10 protein-coding genes are annotated in these 13,037 nt (G+C 66.6%); 5 read left to right on the top strand and 5 right to left on the bottom strand.

The window, feature by feature from the left end; all coding sequences use genetic code 11:
- The first annotated feature begins 505 nt into the window (after positions 1-505).
- On the top strand, positions 506-1,066 hold the full coding sequence (locus ACU0DV_RS25225; RefSeq protein WP_446241942.1) for a cupin domain-containing protein: 561 nt from the start codon (positions 506-508) through the stop codon (positions 1,064-1,066).
- Positions 1,067-1,279: 213 nt separating this feature from the next.
- Here the strand turns inward: ACU0DV_RS25225 and ACU0DV_RS25220 are convergent, their stop codons facing one another.
- The 3 genes from ACU0DV_RS25220 to ACU0DV_RS25210 all read right to left on the bottom strand — a co-directional run bounded on the left by ACU0DV_RS25220 (position 1,280) and on the right by ACU0DV_RS25210 (position 7,021).
- A complete protein-coding gene (locus ACU0DV_RS25220; RefSeq protein WP_446241943.1) occupies positions 1,280-3,409 on the bottom strand; it encodes a pyrroloquinoline quinone-dependent dehydrogenase in 2,130 nt (709 codons plus the stop codon).
- Positions 3,410-3,425: 16 nt separating this feature from the next.
- A complete protein-coding gene (locus ACU0DV_RS25215; protein ID WP_370310687.1) occupies positions 3,426-3,803 on the bottom strand; it encodes a glucose dehydrogenase in 378 nt (125 codons plus the stop codon).
- Between the two features lie 356 nt (positions 3,804-4,159).
- Positions 4,160-7,021, bottom strand: a complete 2,862-nt coding sequence (locus tag ACU0DV_RS25210; RefSeq protein WP_446241944.1) for an FAD-binding and (Fe-S)-binding domain-containing protein — start codon at positions 7,019-7,021, stop codon at positions 4,160-4,162.
- Between the two features lie 85 nt (positions 7,022-7,106).
- Between ACU0DV_RS25210 and ACU0DV_RS25205 the strand changes: the two genes are divergently transcribed.
- Genes ACU0DV_RS25205 through ACU0DV_RS25195 form a run of 3 tightly spaced genes read left to right on the top strand, consistent with a single transcriptional unit; the run spans position 7,107 to position 10,437 of the window.
- Positions 7,107-8,009 (top strand): LysR family transcriptional regulator, encoded by a 903-nt coding sequence (locus tag ACU0DV_RS25205; protein WP_446241945.1) that lies wholly within the window; start codon positions 7,107-7,109, stop codon positions 8,007-8,009.
- A 16-nt stretch (positions 8,010-8,025) separates the two neighbouring features.
- Positions 8,026-9,678 (top strand): gamma-glutamyltransferase, encoded by a 1,653-nt coding sequence (gene ggt, locus ACU0DV_RS25200; RefSeq protein ID WP_446241946.1) that lies wholly within the window; start codon positions 8,026-8,028, stop codon positions 9,676-9,678.
- Positions 9,679-9,702: 24 nt separating this feature from the next.
- Complete coding sequence (locus ACU0DV_RS25195) at positions 9,703-10,437, top strand: SDR family NAD(P)-dependent oxidoreductase (protein ID WP_446241947.1); 735 nt, start codon at positions 9,703-9,705, stop codon at positions 10,435-10,437.
- A gap of 25 nt (positions 10,438-10,462) precedes the next feature.
- Here the strand turns inward: ACU0DV_RS25195 and ACU0DV_RS25190 are convergent, their stop codons facing one another.
- Positions 10,463-11,395 (bottom strand): 2-hydroxyacid dehydrogenase, encoded by a 933-nt coding sequence (locus tag ACU0DV_RS25190; protein ID WP_446241948.1) that lies wholly within the window; start codon positions 11,393-11,395, stop codon positions 10,463-10,465.
- Positions 11,396-11,433: 38 nt separating this feature from the next.
- On the opposite strand from ACU0DV_RS25190, the gene ACU0DV_RS25185 reads away from it, so the two are divergent.
- A complete protein-coding gene (locus tag ACU0DV_RS25185) occupies positions 11,434-12,348 on the top strand; it encodes a LysR family transcriptional regulator (RefSeq protein ID WP_370310681.1) in 915 nt (304 codons plus the stop codon).
- 3 nt (positions 12,349-12,351) lie between these two features.
- Here ACU0DV_RS25185 and ACU0DV_RS25180 read toward each other — a convergent pair whose 3' ends face one another.
- The gene (locus ACU0DV_RS25180) at positions 12,352-13,029 is read right to left on the bottom strand and encodes an RraA family protein (RefSeq protein ID WP_446241949.1); all 678 of its coding nucleotides are present in this window, start codon (positions 13,027-13,029) and stop codon (positions 12,352-12,354) included.
- Positions 13,030-13,037: the final 8 nt, after the last annotated feature.

The raw sequence follows: 13,037 nt of genomic DNA, 5'->3' as shown, positions 1-13,037 counted from the left end.
GCTTTCATGCTGCCCGGTGCCATCCATTACCATCCGCACGGCGCGCTCGCGCACTTCTGGTGAATACTTGTTCGTTGTCTTTGTCATGATGCTCCATCCTACTCATGAGTTGGAGCCTCCGGCAAACCCGGCGCGGTTCAATCCTCGGCGAAGGATTGGGTGGCGCAGAGCGCAAGCGCACCGGCCAGGGCAATTTTGCGGATGGTCATCTGTAGTTTCCCTGTTTTCTGGCGCCACAGCTATGGACGGGGAATGTGACGCGGCTGGTTTGTGACCTTCACGATAATGAAGAAATGCCAAGACGCAACCGACTTGCGAGAAAATCTTCACGCTCCTGAAATAAGGCTGAGTTGTCGATTGTTTTTCTTCATTTTTCGTTCGGAAGCGTTTAAACAGGCGAAGGTCCGGTCGGCCAAGTGGCTGACAATGATTTCACCGGAGTGAAGATTCGCCGATGCCCCCAGTCGAAAATGAAGCAAAACTGCTCTCCGATCCAATGAGCGGAATGGATGACACCTCGCTCGGTGAGGCGGTGCGGCAGGCACGCAAGGGGCGCGGGCTGTCGCTTCAGACCGTGGCCGAGGGGGTGGGCATCTCGACGGGGCTTCTCAGCCAAATCGAACGCGGCATCTCCTCACCGTCGATCCGCAACCTTCGCGCCATCTGCGAGGTGATCGGCATTCCTTTCCTGTCCCTCTTCGCCGAGAGTGACGGCACAAGCCGCGAGGATGGCATCATCGTGCGCGAGGCACGGCGGCGCACCGTCGATTTCGGCGACAAGGGCATGGTGAAGTCTTTCCTGACCGTCCACGATCAGGGCGCCCTGCAGGTGATGGAGATCGTTCTCGATCCGGGCGGCAGCTCGGGCGAGGAATCCTATGCGCATGAAGGCGAGGAATGCGGCGTGGTGCTCCGCGGCAAGCTGGAGCTCTGGGTGGACGACGACCGCTTTGTGCTGGCAGAGGGCGATGCCTTCCACTTCGAAAGCCGCCGTCCGCACCGTTTCCGTAACCTCTGCAATGAGCAGAGCCGGGTTATGTGGGTGACGACGCCGCCGGTCTGGTAGGTTCGATGGCACAACCACTGCGAGCAGCTCGCGTGCCCGAGAACCTTGGCCAAGTTTATCTCATCCGCCCGAGATCAGAACAACTGCGAGTCGAGAGAGGGGGAGGCGTGCCGCGCATCCTCATGAGTGGGGTCGCACGGACCGGAAGAAGAACGGCCCCGGTAAGTAACCGGAGCCGTTGAAGGGCAAGCCCTAAGGTGCGGATAGTTGGCCTCAGTCTTCGGGCAGGGCCCAGGCGATCACCTCGTCGCCCACGGGCGTCTCCATGAAGTGGTGGCCCATCGCCGTGACCATCACGTACTGTCGGCCACCCGCTTCGTAGGTGATCGGGTTGGCCTGACCGCCTGCCGGCAGCACGGTGGACCATAGGGTCTCGCCCGTCTCGATGTCGATGGCGCGGAACAGGTTGTCCGTCGCCGCAGCGATGAAGACCAGACCGCCTGCTGTCACCACCGAGCCGCCGTTGTTCGGCGTGCCGATGTCGAAGGGCAGGAAGGACGGGATGCCGAACGGGCCATTGCGCCGGGCGGTGCCAAGCGGGCGGTCCCAGATCGTCTCTCCCGTCTCGAGGTCGATTGCGCGGATGCCGCCATAGGGCGGACGGGTGCAGGGCACGCCTGTCCCGGTGTTGCGCCAGCCGGCGTTGACCGAGATCCCATAGGGCGAACCCTCCTGCGGATCGGCTGCGCCCTCGGCGCCGCCCCCGGCTTTCTCCTCGCCTGTCTGACGGTTGATCGCTTTCGACGTCACTTCGTCACGCGGCACAAGCCGGTTGTAGTTCGGCACGTCGTTGTAGTTCGCGACGATGATCCCGCGTTCGGTGTCCACCGCGACTGAGCCCCAGTCGGACCCGCCGTTGTAGCCCGGATACTGGATCCACGGCTTGTCCGAAGACGGCGGGGTGAAGAAGCCCTGATAGTTCGCGCGGCGATACTGGATGCGGCACCAGAGCTGGTCGATGGGGGTGAAGCCCCACATGTCCTTCTCTTCCAGCGCAGGTTTGCGCAGCGTGTGCCATTCGCTGATCGGCTGGGTGTCCGAGATGTAGTCGGGCTCGACCTCGCCTTTCGGCCGGTCGGTCAGTTCTCCGACCGGGGTCAGCGGCTCGCCCGTCTCGCGGTCCAGGATGTAGATGTCGCCCTGTTTCGACGGCAGCAGCACGGCGGCCGTGCCTTGGTAGTCCAGCAGCGTCGCTTGGCTGCCGAGGTCGTAATCCCACACATCGTGCCGCACGGTCTGGAAGTGCCAGACCTCCTCGCCCGTGGTGGCGTCGAGCGCGACCAGAGACGTGGCGTACTCGTTTTCCACTTCGCTCCGGTTGGAGCCGTAGTAGTCGACTGAGGAATTGCCGAGCGGCAGATAGACATAGCCCAGCTCTTCGTCCGCGACCGCCGTAGTCCACATGTTGGGCGTGCCGCGCGTATAGACCTCGCCCTCGGGCGGACCGTTGCGGTTCTGCTCAGGCGCGGCAAGATCCCATGCCCAAGCCAGCTCGCCGGTGACGGCGTCATAGCCGCGTACGACGCCTGACGGCGCGTCCTCCGCCTGACCGTCCTTCACTTGGGCGCCGGTGACGATGATCCCGCGGACGATGGCCGGTGGCGCGGTCACGGCGTACCAGCCGGGCACACGTTCGCCGATGTCCTGCCACAGGTCGACGGTGCCATTTTCGCCGAAGTCCTCGCAAGGCTTGCCGGTTTCCATGTCAACGGCGACCAGTTTCGCGTCGAGCGTCGCCTGGATCACGCGCGTCGCGCAGGCATCCCCCTCGGCCGCACTGGGATCGGTATAGGCAGAAACGCCCCGGCACGTGGCACCGTAGGGGATGGCCTCGTTCGGAACGCCCGGATCGAAGCGCCAGTTCTCCTCTCCGGTCTCGGCATTCACGGAGACCAGGATATTCATGGCGGAGCACATCAGGAGGTCGTCGCCAATCTTGAGCGGCGTGACCTCGGGCGAATACTTCCCTTCCGCCGTGCCCTCGGGCAGGTCGCCGGTGTGGAAGGTGAAGACTTCTTCGAGCTGACTGACGTTTTCGGGAGTGATCTGGTCCAACGGCGAATAGCGGGTGGCCTGCGCGTCACCGCCCCAGAAGGGCCAGTCCGCACCAACCTGCGGTTGGGGACGCGGCGCGGCGTACTGCCCGGCATCTGCCTGGCCCGTCTCTTCGTCTGCTTGGTCCGACCTTTCGGATGTCTCATCAGGCGAGGTGGTCTGTTCTGCTGTGTCATCGACGGCTTCGGGAGCCACAGTTTCCTGCTGCGGCGCAGGGGCCTGTTGTGCCTGGAGGGGAAAAGCGCCGGCCAGAAGCGCGGCTGTTACGATTGAAAAATGGCGTGTCATGAGGAACCTGCCGTTGTCAGAATTTCGAGGCGTGCCGAGACAGTGCAGGAATGCACAGCAGCAGGAGAACGAGGATCAGGGTGGGCGCAACGAGGCGTGGCACCTGGGCCCACCAGTCCGCGCCGACTTCCCACCATGCCCAGGCCACCGTGCCGATCCAGACCGCAAGGTATGTCCAGACCGCTTCCATCATGTACCGGTTGAGAAGAATGCCGGTCACCAGCAGGCCGAGCCCGGCGAGCCCGTAGTACCAGCTTCCGCCAAGCAGGATGAGCCAGACCCCCCCGGCGAGAATGACGGCACCGAGCAGAACGCTGATCCAGCCCAGAAGCTTTACTCCCCATACGGTCTCGTGGCGTTCGGTGTGATCGGGCGGGGCAGTCAAATCGGACATGCGACCTCCTGTTGCTTGCGCGCGCGTTGAGGGCCACTTGAATGAGGCCCTTTAAGGTTGAACGGCTCGCAGGCGGGTCCGTTCCGTCAAACTGTGAGATTTCGTTCTTTTGCAGTGTGGGGACGGTGCCGGTAACCGTTTGGACAATCGCCGGCGCCGGTCGCGGCGTCTTCAACGACGGTCGCGCGAGACGGTCTTCACCTGCTCCCTCCCGGTCCCTCACCCAACACATGAGTCTGCAGTCTTGAGTTGGGTAGTCTGTTTCCCGTCTGGCCGAGGTGCCCTCGGTAACCCGGACCGGACGCTGTCTGGTCAGCCAATGAAATTCATCAAAGGTTGCTCGCTGACAGCGCTGGTCACAGTGGTCTGGCCGGGCGTTCCGGCTCCAGCAGTTCCGCGATCAGCCCCAGCGGGTGCGTCAGGTGCCGTCCGGCCAGCCGCTCTGTCTGGCTGCGGCAGGAAAATCCCGTAGCGGCCGTGGGAATGTCGTCGGCGACGTTGTCCTTCCATGAGGCATCGAACAGGCGGGTCGAGACTTCTTGGTGGCGCTTCTGGTGGCCGAAAAGCCCCGCCATGCCGCAGCAACCGGTCTCCGGCACTTCGAGCGTCACGCCAAGCGCTTCGAACACGCTGCGCCATGTGGCGCGGCTGCCGGGCGATGCGCTGGTTTCGGTGCAATGGCCCAGCAGCCGTGCACGGGGTGCCGCCGCCTTGGGGAAACTGCGCCCGGATGCGATTTCGGCCGAGAGGAACTCCTGCGGCATCTTCACGTCCGGCAGGGCGATACCGGCGCGCACATACTCCTGTCGCAGCATCATGGCGTAGGCCGGGTCCAGCGCCAGCAACGGCGCGCCGGTTGCCGCCGCCTGTGTCAGCAGCGCGGCCTGCCGACTTGCCATACGGCGGAACCCGGACAGGTCGCCCGCCGCCAGCGCCGCCTTGCCCGCCGGGCGCATGGTGAGCAGCCTTGGCGCATACCCCAGTGCCCGCAATCCCGCCACCGCCTGCCTCTGGGCCGCTTCGTCAAAGAGCGCGGTGAACCAGTCCTGCACGAGGATTACGGTGTCCTTCGGGAGCGGTGCTTCCAGCTCCCGGGCCGACAGATATGCCGCGCGGGGCAAAGCGCGCGCCAATCGTTCCGGCAGATCGACGAGGCCGGTCACGCGCTGGACCAAGGGCCGCAGCGCGGGCCAGAGCGGGGCCGCCACCGGCGCCAGCCGGACCGCCATAGGGCTGAGGCGCTCCGCCAGCAGTGTCAGCCGCTCGGTCAGCCCACGCGGGTGACGGGCGTGATAATCGGCGAGGAACTGCGACTTCATGTCGGGAATGTCGACCTGCACGGGGCAGGTCGTGGCGCAGGCCTTGCAGCCGAGACAGGTGTCGAGCACCGCGTAGAGGTCCGCCTCTCGCCGGGCGAGCGCATCCGGTGCCTCGTGTTGACGCGCCTCGTGCCAGGCGCGCAATGCATCGGCCCGGCCCTTGGGGCTGTGGCGAAGGTCTGCCGTTGCCTTGAACGACGGGCACATGGGCACGCTCGCGGCATAGGACAGGCATTGCGCATTGCCGTTGCAGCGGAACGCCCGCTCCAGCCCGTCGCCCTCGGGCGCGTTGAACGGGCGGAACGGCGTGGTGGAGATGCCCATCAGGTGCTCTGGCGGGGCGACGAGCTTGCCCGGGTTCATGCGACCTGCCGGGTCGAACGCCGCCTTGACCGCCTGAAGCGCGCCATAGGCCTCATCCCCGATCCAGTCGCGCAGGTAGACGCCCCGGACCCCCTTGCCGTGCTCCCCCCAGAAGATCCCGCCATGCTTGCGGGTCAGGGCAAAGACCGCGTCCGACACCTCGGCAAGTGCCTTGCGGTCGTTGATGCTGTCGATGTCCAGCGCCGGCCGGACGTGCAGGCAGCCGACATCCGCATGGCCGTAAATGCCGTAGGAGAGGCCAAAGCCGTCGAGCACGGCGAGGAACTCTTCGAGGAAAGCAGCGAGGTTCTCCGGGGGCACCACGGCGTCTTCGACAAAGGCCACCGGCCGGGCGCGCCCCTCTGTCCGGCCCAGTAGGCCCACCCCGGCGGAACGTACCGCCCAAAGCCTGCGGATCTCGTCGCGGTCCGCAGCAAGATGGGTGCCGCGCAGCCCGGGCAGGTTGTCAAGGATCCTCAGGATCGCCGCGACGCGCGCCTCGACCTCTGCCGCGTCGTCCCCGTTCACTTCGATGAAGACCGGCGCGATGCCCGGGGCGCTCAGCGCCGGTGGCAGGTCGCCCAGCAGGCCGGCCGTGGCGGCAAGGCCCTGAGTGCGCTCGTCCATCACCTCGACGGCGGTCGGGGCCCCCGCACCCAAGGGGACGGCGGCAGAAAGCGCGGCAGAGAAGCTGTCGAACCCGGCAAGGATCAGGCGCTTCTCCGCCTCGATCCGGCGCAGCTTCACACGGATACGGGTGATGGGGGCCAGCGTCCCCTCGGAACCGGGAAACAGCCGCCACCATTCGAAACCCCCGCCTTCGGGGCAGGCGCGTTCCAGATCGTATCCGGTGAAGCGGCGGTTGAGGTCGGGCGTCGCTGCGACGAAGGCTGCGCGCCCGCTGCGCGCCGCCCGCTCTGCCCCGGCCAGCAGTGGCGCGGCCCAGTCGGGCGCCGGATCGCCACTGAACAGCAGGCCTTCGGGGCGCGCGATCTCTAGCCCCAGAAGGTTGTCGGAGGTCTTGCCGTACACGCGCGAGCCCTTGCCAGAGGCATCGGTGCTGACCATGCCGCCGATGGTGCAGCGTGTGGAGGTCGAGGTTTCGGGCGCGAAGAACCACTCGCTGTGCCTGATCTGCGCGTTCAGGTCGTCCAGCACCAGACCGGGTTCGACATCGGCCCATCCGTTATCCACGTCGAGGTGCAGAAGCCGGTGCATGTGCCGCCGGGTGTCCACCACGACACCGTTGTTCAGCGACTGCCCGTTGGTGCCCGTCCCGCCGCCGCGGGCCGTCATGGGCACGCGCTGGAACCTGGGCCTGTCCATGACCGCGACGAGCGTGGCCATGTCGGCTGCGTCGCGGGGCGCGGCCACGAGGTCGGGACGGATCCGATAGACAGAGTTGTCGGTGGACATCGCCTCGCGCAGCGCGCTGTCCGTCTCCAGCTCCCCACAGAAGCCGGCCTCACGCAGGGCTTCGGTCAGCGCGCCCAATTCTTCGGCGCTTGCCTGCCAGTTCGTGGGGGTCTCGGTCATCGGGGCGGTCTCATTGTCGGAAATCGTTGCGTTACATCGATTAGTATCATAAATTCCGAACAACATGGAAGTTGCATCAGTCAAAATGAACATCAACTTTCGCCACCTGCGCGCCTTGCATGCGGTTGCGACGCAAGGGTCCTTCAGTGCGGCCGCCGAGACACTGGGTGTCGTTCCCTCGGCCCTGTCGGAACTTGTACGGCAGTTGGAGGCCGACATCGGTGCGCCGCTTTTCGACCGGCGCACCCGCCCGCCATCCATCACGCCGCTGGGTCAGGACTTCCTCGACGACACCGCGCCGCTGATTGCCGGGATGGAGCGCGCGGTTGACCGGCTGCGCGCCCGCGCCGGGCTGGAAAGCGGCACGCTGCATCTCGGCGCGTCGCCCTCTGCGATCTCGGAACTGCTGGCGCCGCTGCTGTCTGACTTCCTTGCCGGACGTGCGGGCATCCGCTGCATGCTGCATGACGACATTGCCGAGCGGCTGGCGATCATGGTGGCGGAAGGGCGGCTCGACATCGCCATCGCCGGGCGCGCGCAACGATCCCCGGACCTGCGTCAGCGTGCCATCCTGCGTGATCAGGTCGGGCTGGCCTGCCCGTCGGACCATGCCTTTGCCGGGCGTGACAGCGTGGCGCTGGACGAGATCGACGCCGACAGCCTGATCGGGCTGGACGCGCAGACCGGCACACAGCAACTGCTGACCGACAGCCCGGCGATCCCGCGTGACTTCCTGTCGCCTCGCCTGACCGCCCATTCGACCATCGCGCAACTGTGCCTCGTGCGGGCAGGTCTGGGCGTCGCCCTGCTGCCCAGAAACGCGGTCCTGCTGTTCCGCGACCCCGACATCCGCTTCGTGCCGATTGAAGGGCTTGACCTCTGGCGCAGCCTCTACCTTCTCGAACCCGCCCGCCGCCCGCTGACGGAGGCTGCCCGCGCCTTCGTCGAGGTGCTTGAGGCTGCGGTACCGACCCTGACAACGCCTTGATCTCCGAGGAACAGACATGACCGATCCGACCTCTTTGCCCTTCGTCTGCCGCAAGGCCCCGGCCAGCGGTTCCGCCGGGGTTGTCGTCACGAACCACCCGCTGGGCAGCGCCGCCGGTCACGAGATCATGGCCGCCGGGGGCAATGCGGTGGACGCCGCCGTTGCCGCGCTGCTGGCGCTGACCGTGGTTGAGCCGATGATGGTCGGCATCGCGGGCGGTGGCGTGGCGCATCTGCGCACACCCGACGGGCGTCACGTGGTCTATGACTGCCTGTCGCACGCGGGCGCCTCTGCCCGGCCGGACATGTTTCGCCCGGTCTCGGACCGGCTGCCCGACTACATGGAGACGGAGGGCCGCCGTAACCTGGTCGGCCCGGCCTCCGTCGCGGTGCCGGGCAATCTGCGCGGATGGTGCGCGATGCAGGCGGCCCATGGCGCGTTGCCGTTCGAAGACGTCATCGCCCCGGCGATCCGGCTGGCAGAGGCCGGTTTCCGCGTCACCGCCTACCTGAACGGCACGATCCAGCGCCACGCAGAGGACCTCGCCCGCGATCCCGTAATCGCCGCGCAGTTCCTTCCGGACGGCACGCCCGCCGCACCGGGGCACCGGCTGGTGCGGGGCGACTATGCCGAAAGCCTGCGCCTGATCGCCCGCGAAGGCGACGCCGCGCTGCATGGCGGCGCGCTGGGGGCGGCGCTGGTCGAGAGGCTGGGCGACGAAGGCAGCGTTTCGCTGGAAGACCTGCGCACCTACGAGGCGCGGGAACGGGATGCGATCTTCGGCACCTATCGCGGCTTCCAGATCGCCGGACCGCCGCCGCCTGCCTCGTCCGGGGTGCATGTCACACAGATGCTGAACATGCTTGAAGGCTACGACCTGGCCGCCATGGGCTTCGACAGCGCGGAACGGCTGCACCTGCTGGCAGAGGTGATCCGCGTGGGCTTCGAGGATCGCCGGGCCGCCTCGGGCGATCCGGAGTTCGTCGACATCCCGGTCGAGAAGCTGACCTCGAAGAACTATGGCAGCGACTGCCGTGCCCGTCTGCGCGATGTGGGCGGGGCAGGGCAGGTGCCGCCGGGCTATGAGAGCCGGAACACCACCCATGTCACCGTGGCCGACCGCGACGGTTTTGTGGTGTCGGCCACGCACACGATCAACGGGCTGTTCGGGGCGCGGATCATGGTGCCGGGCACAGGGATCATCCCCAACAACTACATGTACAACTTCGACCCGCATCCCGGTAATGCGCTGTCCATCGAACCGGGCAAGCGGGTGCCGACCTCCATGGCGCCGATGATGGTGCTGAAGGACGGTGCGCCGCGCTTTGCCCTGGGGCTGCCAGGCGCGCTGCGGATCTTCCCCTCTGCCATGCAGGCGATCGTCAACCTGATCGACTTCGGGATGAGCCCGCAGCAGGCGGTGGAGGCACCGCGGATCTGGACCGAAGGTGCGCATGTCGAACTCGAACCCGACTACGCGCATCACCGCGCGGCGCTGGAGGCGAAGGGGCACGAGGTCCAGCTTGTTCCGCATATCGGCGGTGGCATGAACGCCATCGCCTTCGATCCGGACGGCGCGATGACCGGGGCCGCCTGCTGGCGCGCCGACGGCACCGTTTCCGCCATGGGGGGCGGGCTGGCGGATGCCGGTGTCTCATTCCATATCTGACGCGACCTTATCCCTGAAAGGGACATGATGGCACAGAAGACGCTTTTGCTTACCGGGGCCAGCCGGGGTATTGGCCACGCCACCGTCAAGCTGTTCCAGGCTGCCGGCTGGCGGGTCCTGACAGTCTCCCGCACTGCCTTCGATGCGCGCTGCCCGTGGCACGCGGGCACGTCCGATCACTTCCAGGGGGACCTGGCCGATCCCGCAGCCCGTGCTGACCTCGTCGCGCGGCTGCGCGAGGCCCTGGTCGAGACCGGGCTCAACGCCATCGTCAACAATGCCGGGATCTCGCCCAAGGGGCCGGAGGGGCAGCGCCTAGGTGTGGCCGCCAGCAGCGACGAGATCTGGCACCACGTCATGAACGTGAACCTGATCGGACCGGCGGCGCTGATGCGCGACCTGTTGCCGGAGCTGGAGCGCGCGCAGGGTGCGGTGGTCAACGTCGGCTCCATCGTCGGCACGCGCGTGCATCCCTTTGCGGGCACCGCCTACGCCTGTTCGAAGGCCGCCCTTGCGACGCTGACCCGGGAGGCCGCGGCAGAGCTTGGGCCGCGCGGCGTCCGGGTGAACATGGTCACTCCGGGCGAGATCGAGACGGAAATCCTGTCGCCCGGAACCGAGGACATGGCCCGCCTGATCCCGATGCGGCGGCTCGGCCAGCCCGACGAGGTCGCCCGCGTGGTGCTGTTCCTTTGCTCGGGGGAGGCGTCCTATGTCAACGGAAGCTCCATCGACGTGAACGGGGGGCAGCATGTCTGATGCCGCCCCTCGGCAAAGGCATCGGTCAGTAGCCGCGCGCCGCGTCGGCCACGTCGTTGCAGGTGCCGGTCTTCGCAAATTCCAGCAGGTTGGCGGCAATGAGGCGCCCGCCGGTGCCCGCGTCAATCTGGGAGGCGACGTGGGGCGTGACGGTGATCTTGCGGTGGTTCCAGAAGGGATGGTCCGCGGGCAGCGGTTCCTGGTGGAAGACGTCGAGCGTCGCCTGTTTCACTTGCCCCCCGTCCAGCGCCGCAAGAAGGTCCTCGTCGACCAGATGCGGGCCGCGTGCGCAGTTGATGACGCAGGCCTCTTTCGGCAGCTTGGCAAAGAGGCTGGCAGAGAGGATGCCGCGTGTCTCGTCGGTCAGCGGCAGGAGGTTCACGAGGATCTCGCACCCGTCGAGGAAGGCGTCGAGCCCCTCGGTCCCGGCAAAGCAGGTCACGCCGTCGATCTCCTTATGCGACTTCGACCAGCCGCGGGTGTCAAAGCCCAGCCCAGCCAGGGTCTGCGCCGCCGCGGCGCCGAGGTTGCCCAGCCCCATCACACCCACCGTCCGGTTCGGCGCCACCGGCACGACGATGGCATGCCAGTCGGCCTCTGCCTGGGCCTGCAACTGGCGCGGCATGTCGCGGTGGTGGCGCAGGACGTGCAGGGCAACGTATTCACGCATCCGCTGTGTCAGGTCCGTGCCCACGGTGCGGATGATCGGCACACCGGCCGGCAGCTCCTTGTCGGCGAGCACGTGGTCGATCCCCGCGCCGATCGAGACGATAGCCCTGAGGTTCGGGAACTGCGCCAGATCGCCGGTGCGCGGGCGCCAGACCACGGCGAAATCGACACTGGCGGGATCGCCCGGATCGTCCATCGACGTTACCTCCCAACCCGGCAGGAGGCTTTGCAACATCTCGACCCACCACTGGGTCTTGTCTTCGACGGGCAGGTAGACGACGGCTTTCATGGGACTGTCCTTCTTCGTTCGCATCATGGGGTAGGGGGATGAATTTCAAGCAGCTGGAAGCTTTCTACTGGCTCAGCCAGATCCAGAACTATCGCCAGACCGCACAGAGGCTGGGCCTGACGCAGCCGGCGGTCTCGGCGCGGATCCAGTCGCTGGAAAACGACTTGGGCAAGACCCTGATCGACCGGACCGCGCCCAGCTTCCGGCTGACCGATCAGGGGATCGAGGTGGCCGATTTCGCGCTGCAGTTCCTGAACCTGCGCGAGACCATGAACACGCGGCTGCTCGACAAGCACAAGCAGCGGCTGGCCATCGGGCTGGCCGGCATGGCGGCGCTGACCTGGGGTCCGGTGCTGTTGCAGCGGGTGCGCGACGACCATCCGGAACTGACGCTGGACGTCTATTCCAGCTCTGACCTGCAACTGGCGCGTTTCATCGACGCGGGCACGCTGGACCTGGCCTTCACCGCCAGCGGCGACCGCGTGCCCGAGGCGGAATTCACAACCCGGTTCGCGGTCGGATGGGTGGCGCGCCCAGACCTTGTGGAAGGCGTGCCGCAGCCGATGACACCCGAGGCGCTGCGCAACCTGCCGTTGGTGCTTTATCCCAAGACCTCTCCGATGTGGAACCCGGTGGCCGAGATCATCGAGGAGATGCGCTCGCAACGCGGGGCGCGGCACTACGGCAACTCGCTGGCGACGATGTACGAAATGCTGCGGCTGGGGTACGGCGCCTCGGCGCTGGCCCTCATCGGGGTCGAGGAAGAGCTGGCGGATGGCCGGCTGGTGCAGCTGAGCGTGACCGACGAGATCCCGCCGCTCGACCTTGCCTGCACCTATGCCAACCGGGCACGGCGCAAGCAGGTCCGCCTGGTGCTCGACCTTGCGCGCGAATGCGCGGAGGAGTGGTGTCGGAATCATCCGCGCCATGCCACGTTCATCGAGGGGGTCTGAGGCTTACTGCCCCAGTTTCCCCTCGACCATCTTCGTGGCGCCGGAGAGCTGGCCAAGGTGTGTGCCCTCGGTCACCTTTGCCTCGTTGACGCGGCCGCGCTCTGTCTTCAGCTCACCTTCTTCCAGCACGGCGTCGAGGTCCTCGGGCGCGATGAACAGCACGCCGCTGTCGTCGGCCAGCACCGCGTAACCGGGCAGAACGGCGGCCCCGCCGATCGAGACCGGGATGTTGAAGCCGCCACCGGAGTTGTATAGCCGCGTGGTCACCGGGGAGGGTCCGCGCGACCACATGGCAAAATCCTGTTCCGCGATCTCGGCGGTGTCGGTGTGCGGACCGTCGACGCAACCGCCCTCAAGCCCGATCATCGCTGCCATGCGGGTGACGCCACCGCCCCAGCAGGCGTATTTCGTGTCACCCAGCCGGTCGACCGCGAGGAAGTAGCCCGGCCCGCACTGGCTGAGGCAATGGTGCAGCAGCGTGGAATCGTGACCCGGGATCGCCAGCGTGGCCACCGTCGCCGCCACCACCTTGCCCGGCAGCACCGGCTGGATGGCGGGCGCGGCAAAACCGAAGTGGTAGAAATGCCCGATGGTGGCAGTTTCCAGTTTCGCCAGCCGGTTCAGCTTGTCCTGCGGGATCGCAGCGGGCATCGGATTCATCTTGTAGGTCAGGTTGGTCATGGTCAGTC

The sequence above is a fragment of the Sagittula sp. genome (assembly GCF_052825245.1).
Note: the sequence above shows the minus strand (reverse complement) of the source record. Positions and strands in the feature narration are given on the sequence as shown.

Bases quoted from the DNA above. Each gene is read 5' to 3' on its own strand.
- ACU0DV_RS25225 (WP_446241942.1), top strand. From the start codon at position 506: ATGGATGACACCTCGCTCGGTGAGGCGGTGCGGCAGGCACGCAAGGGG.
- ACU0DV_RS25220 (WP_446241943.1), bottom strand. From the start codon at position 3,409: ATGACACGCCATTTTTCAATCGTAACAGCCGCGCTTCTGGCCGGCGCT.
- ACU0DV_RS25215 (WP_370310687.1), bottom strand. From the start codon at position 3,803: ATGTCCGATTTGACTGCCCCGCCCGATCACACCGAACGCCACGAGACC.
- ACU0DV_RS25210 (WP_446241944.1), bottom strand. From the start codon at position 7,021: ATGACCGAGACCCCCACGAACTGGCAGGCAAGCGCCGAAGAATTGGGC.
- ACU0DV_RS25205 (WP_446241945.1), top strand. From the start codon at position 7,107: ATGAACATCAACTTTCGCCACCTGCGCGCCTTGCATGCGGTTGCGACG.
- ggt (WP_446241946.1), top strand. From the start codon at position 8,026: ATGACCGATCCGACCTCTTTGCCCTTCGTCTGCCGCAAGGCCCCGGCC.
- ACU0DV_RS25195 (WP_446241947.1), top strand. From the start codon at position 9,703: ATGATGGCACAGAAGACGCTTTTGCTTACCGGGGCCAGCCGGGGTATT.
- ACU0DV_RS25190 (WP_446241948.1), bottom strand. From the start codon at position 11,395: ATGAAAGCCGTCGTCTACCTGCCCGTCGAAGACAAGACCCAGTGGTGG.
- ACU0DV_RS25185 (WP_370310681.1), top strand. From the start codon at position 11,434: ATGAATTTCAAGCAGCTGGAAGCTTTCTACTGGCTCAGCCAGATCCAG.
- ACU0DV_RS25180 (WP_446241949.1), bottom strand. From the start codon at position 13,029: ATGACCAACCTGACCTACAAGATGAATCCGATGCCCGCTGCGATCCCG.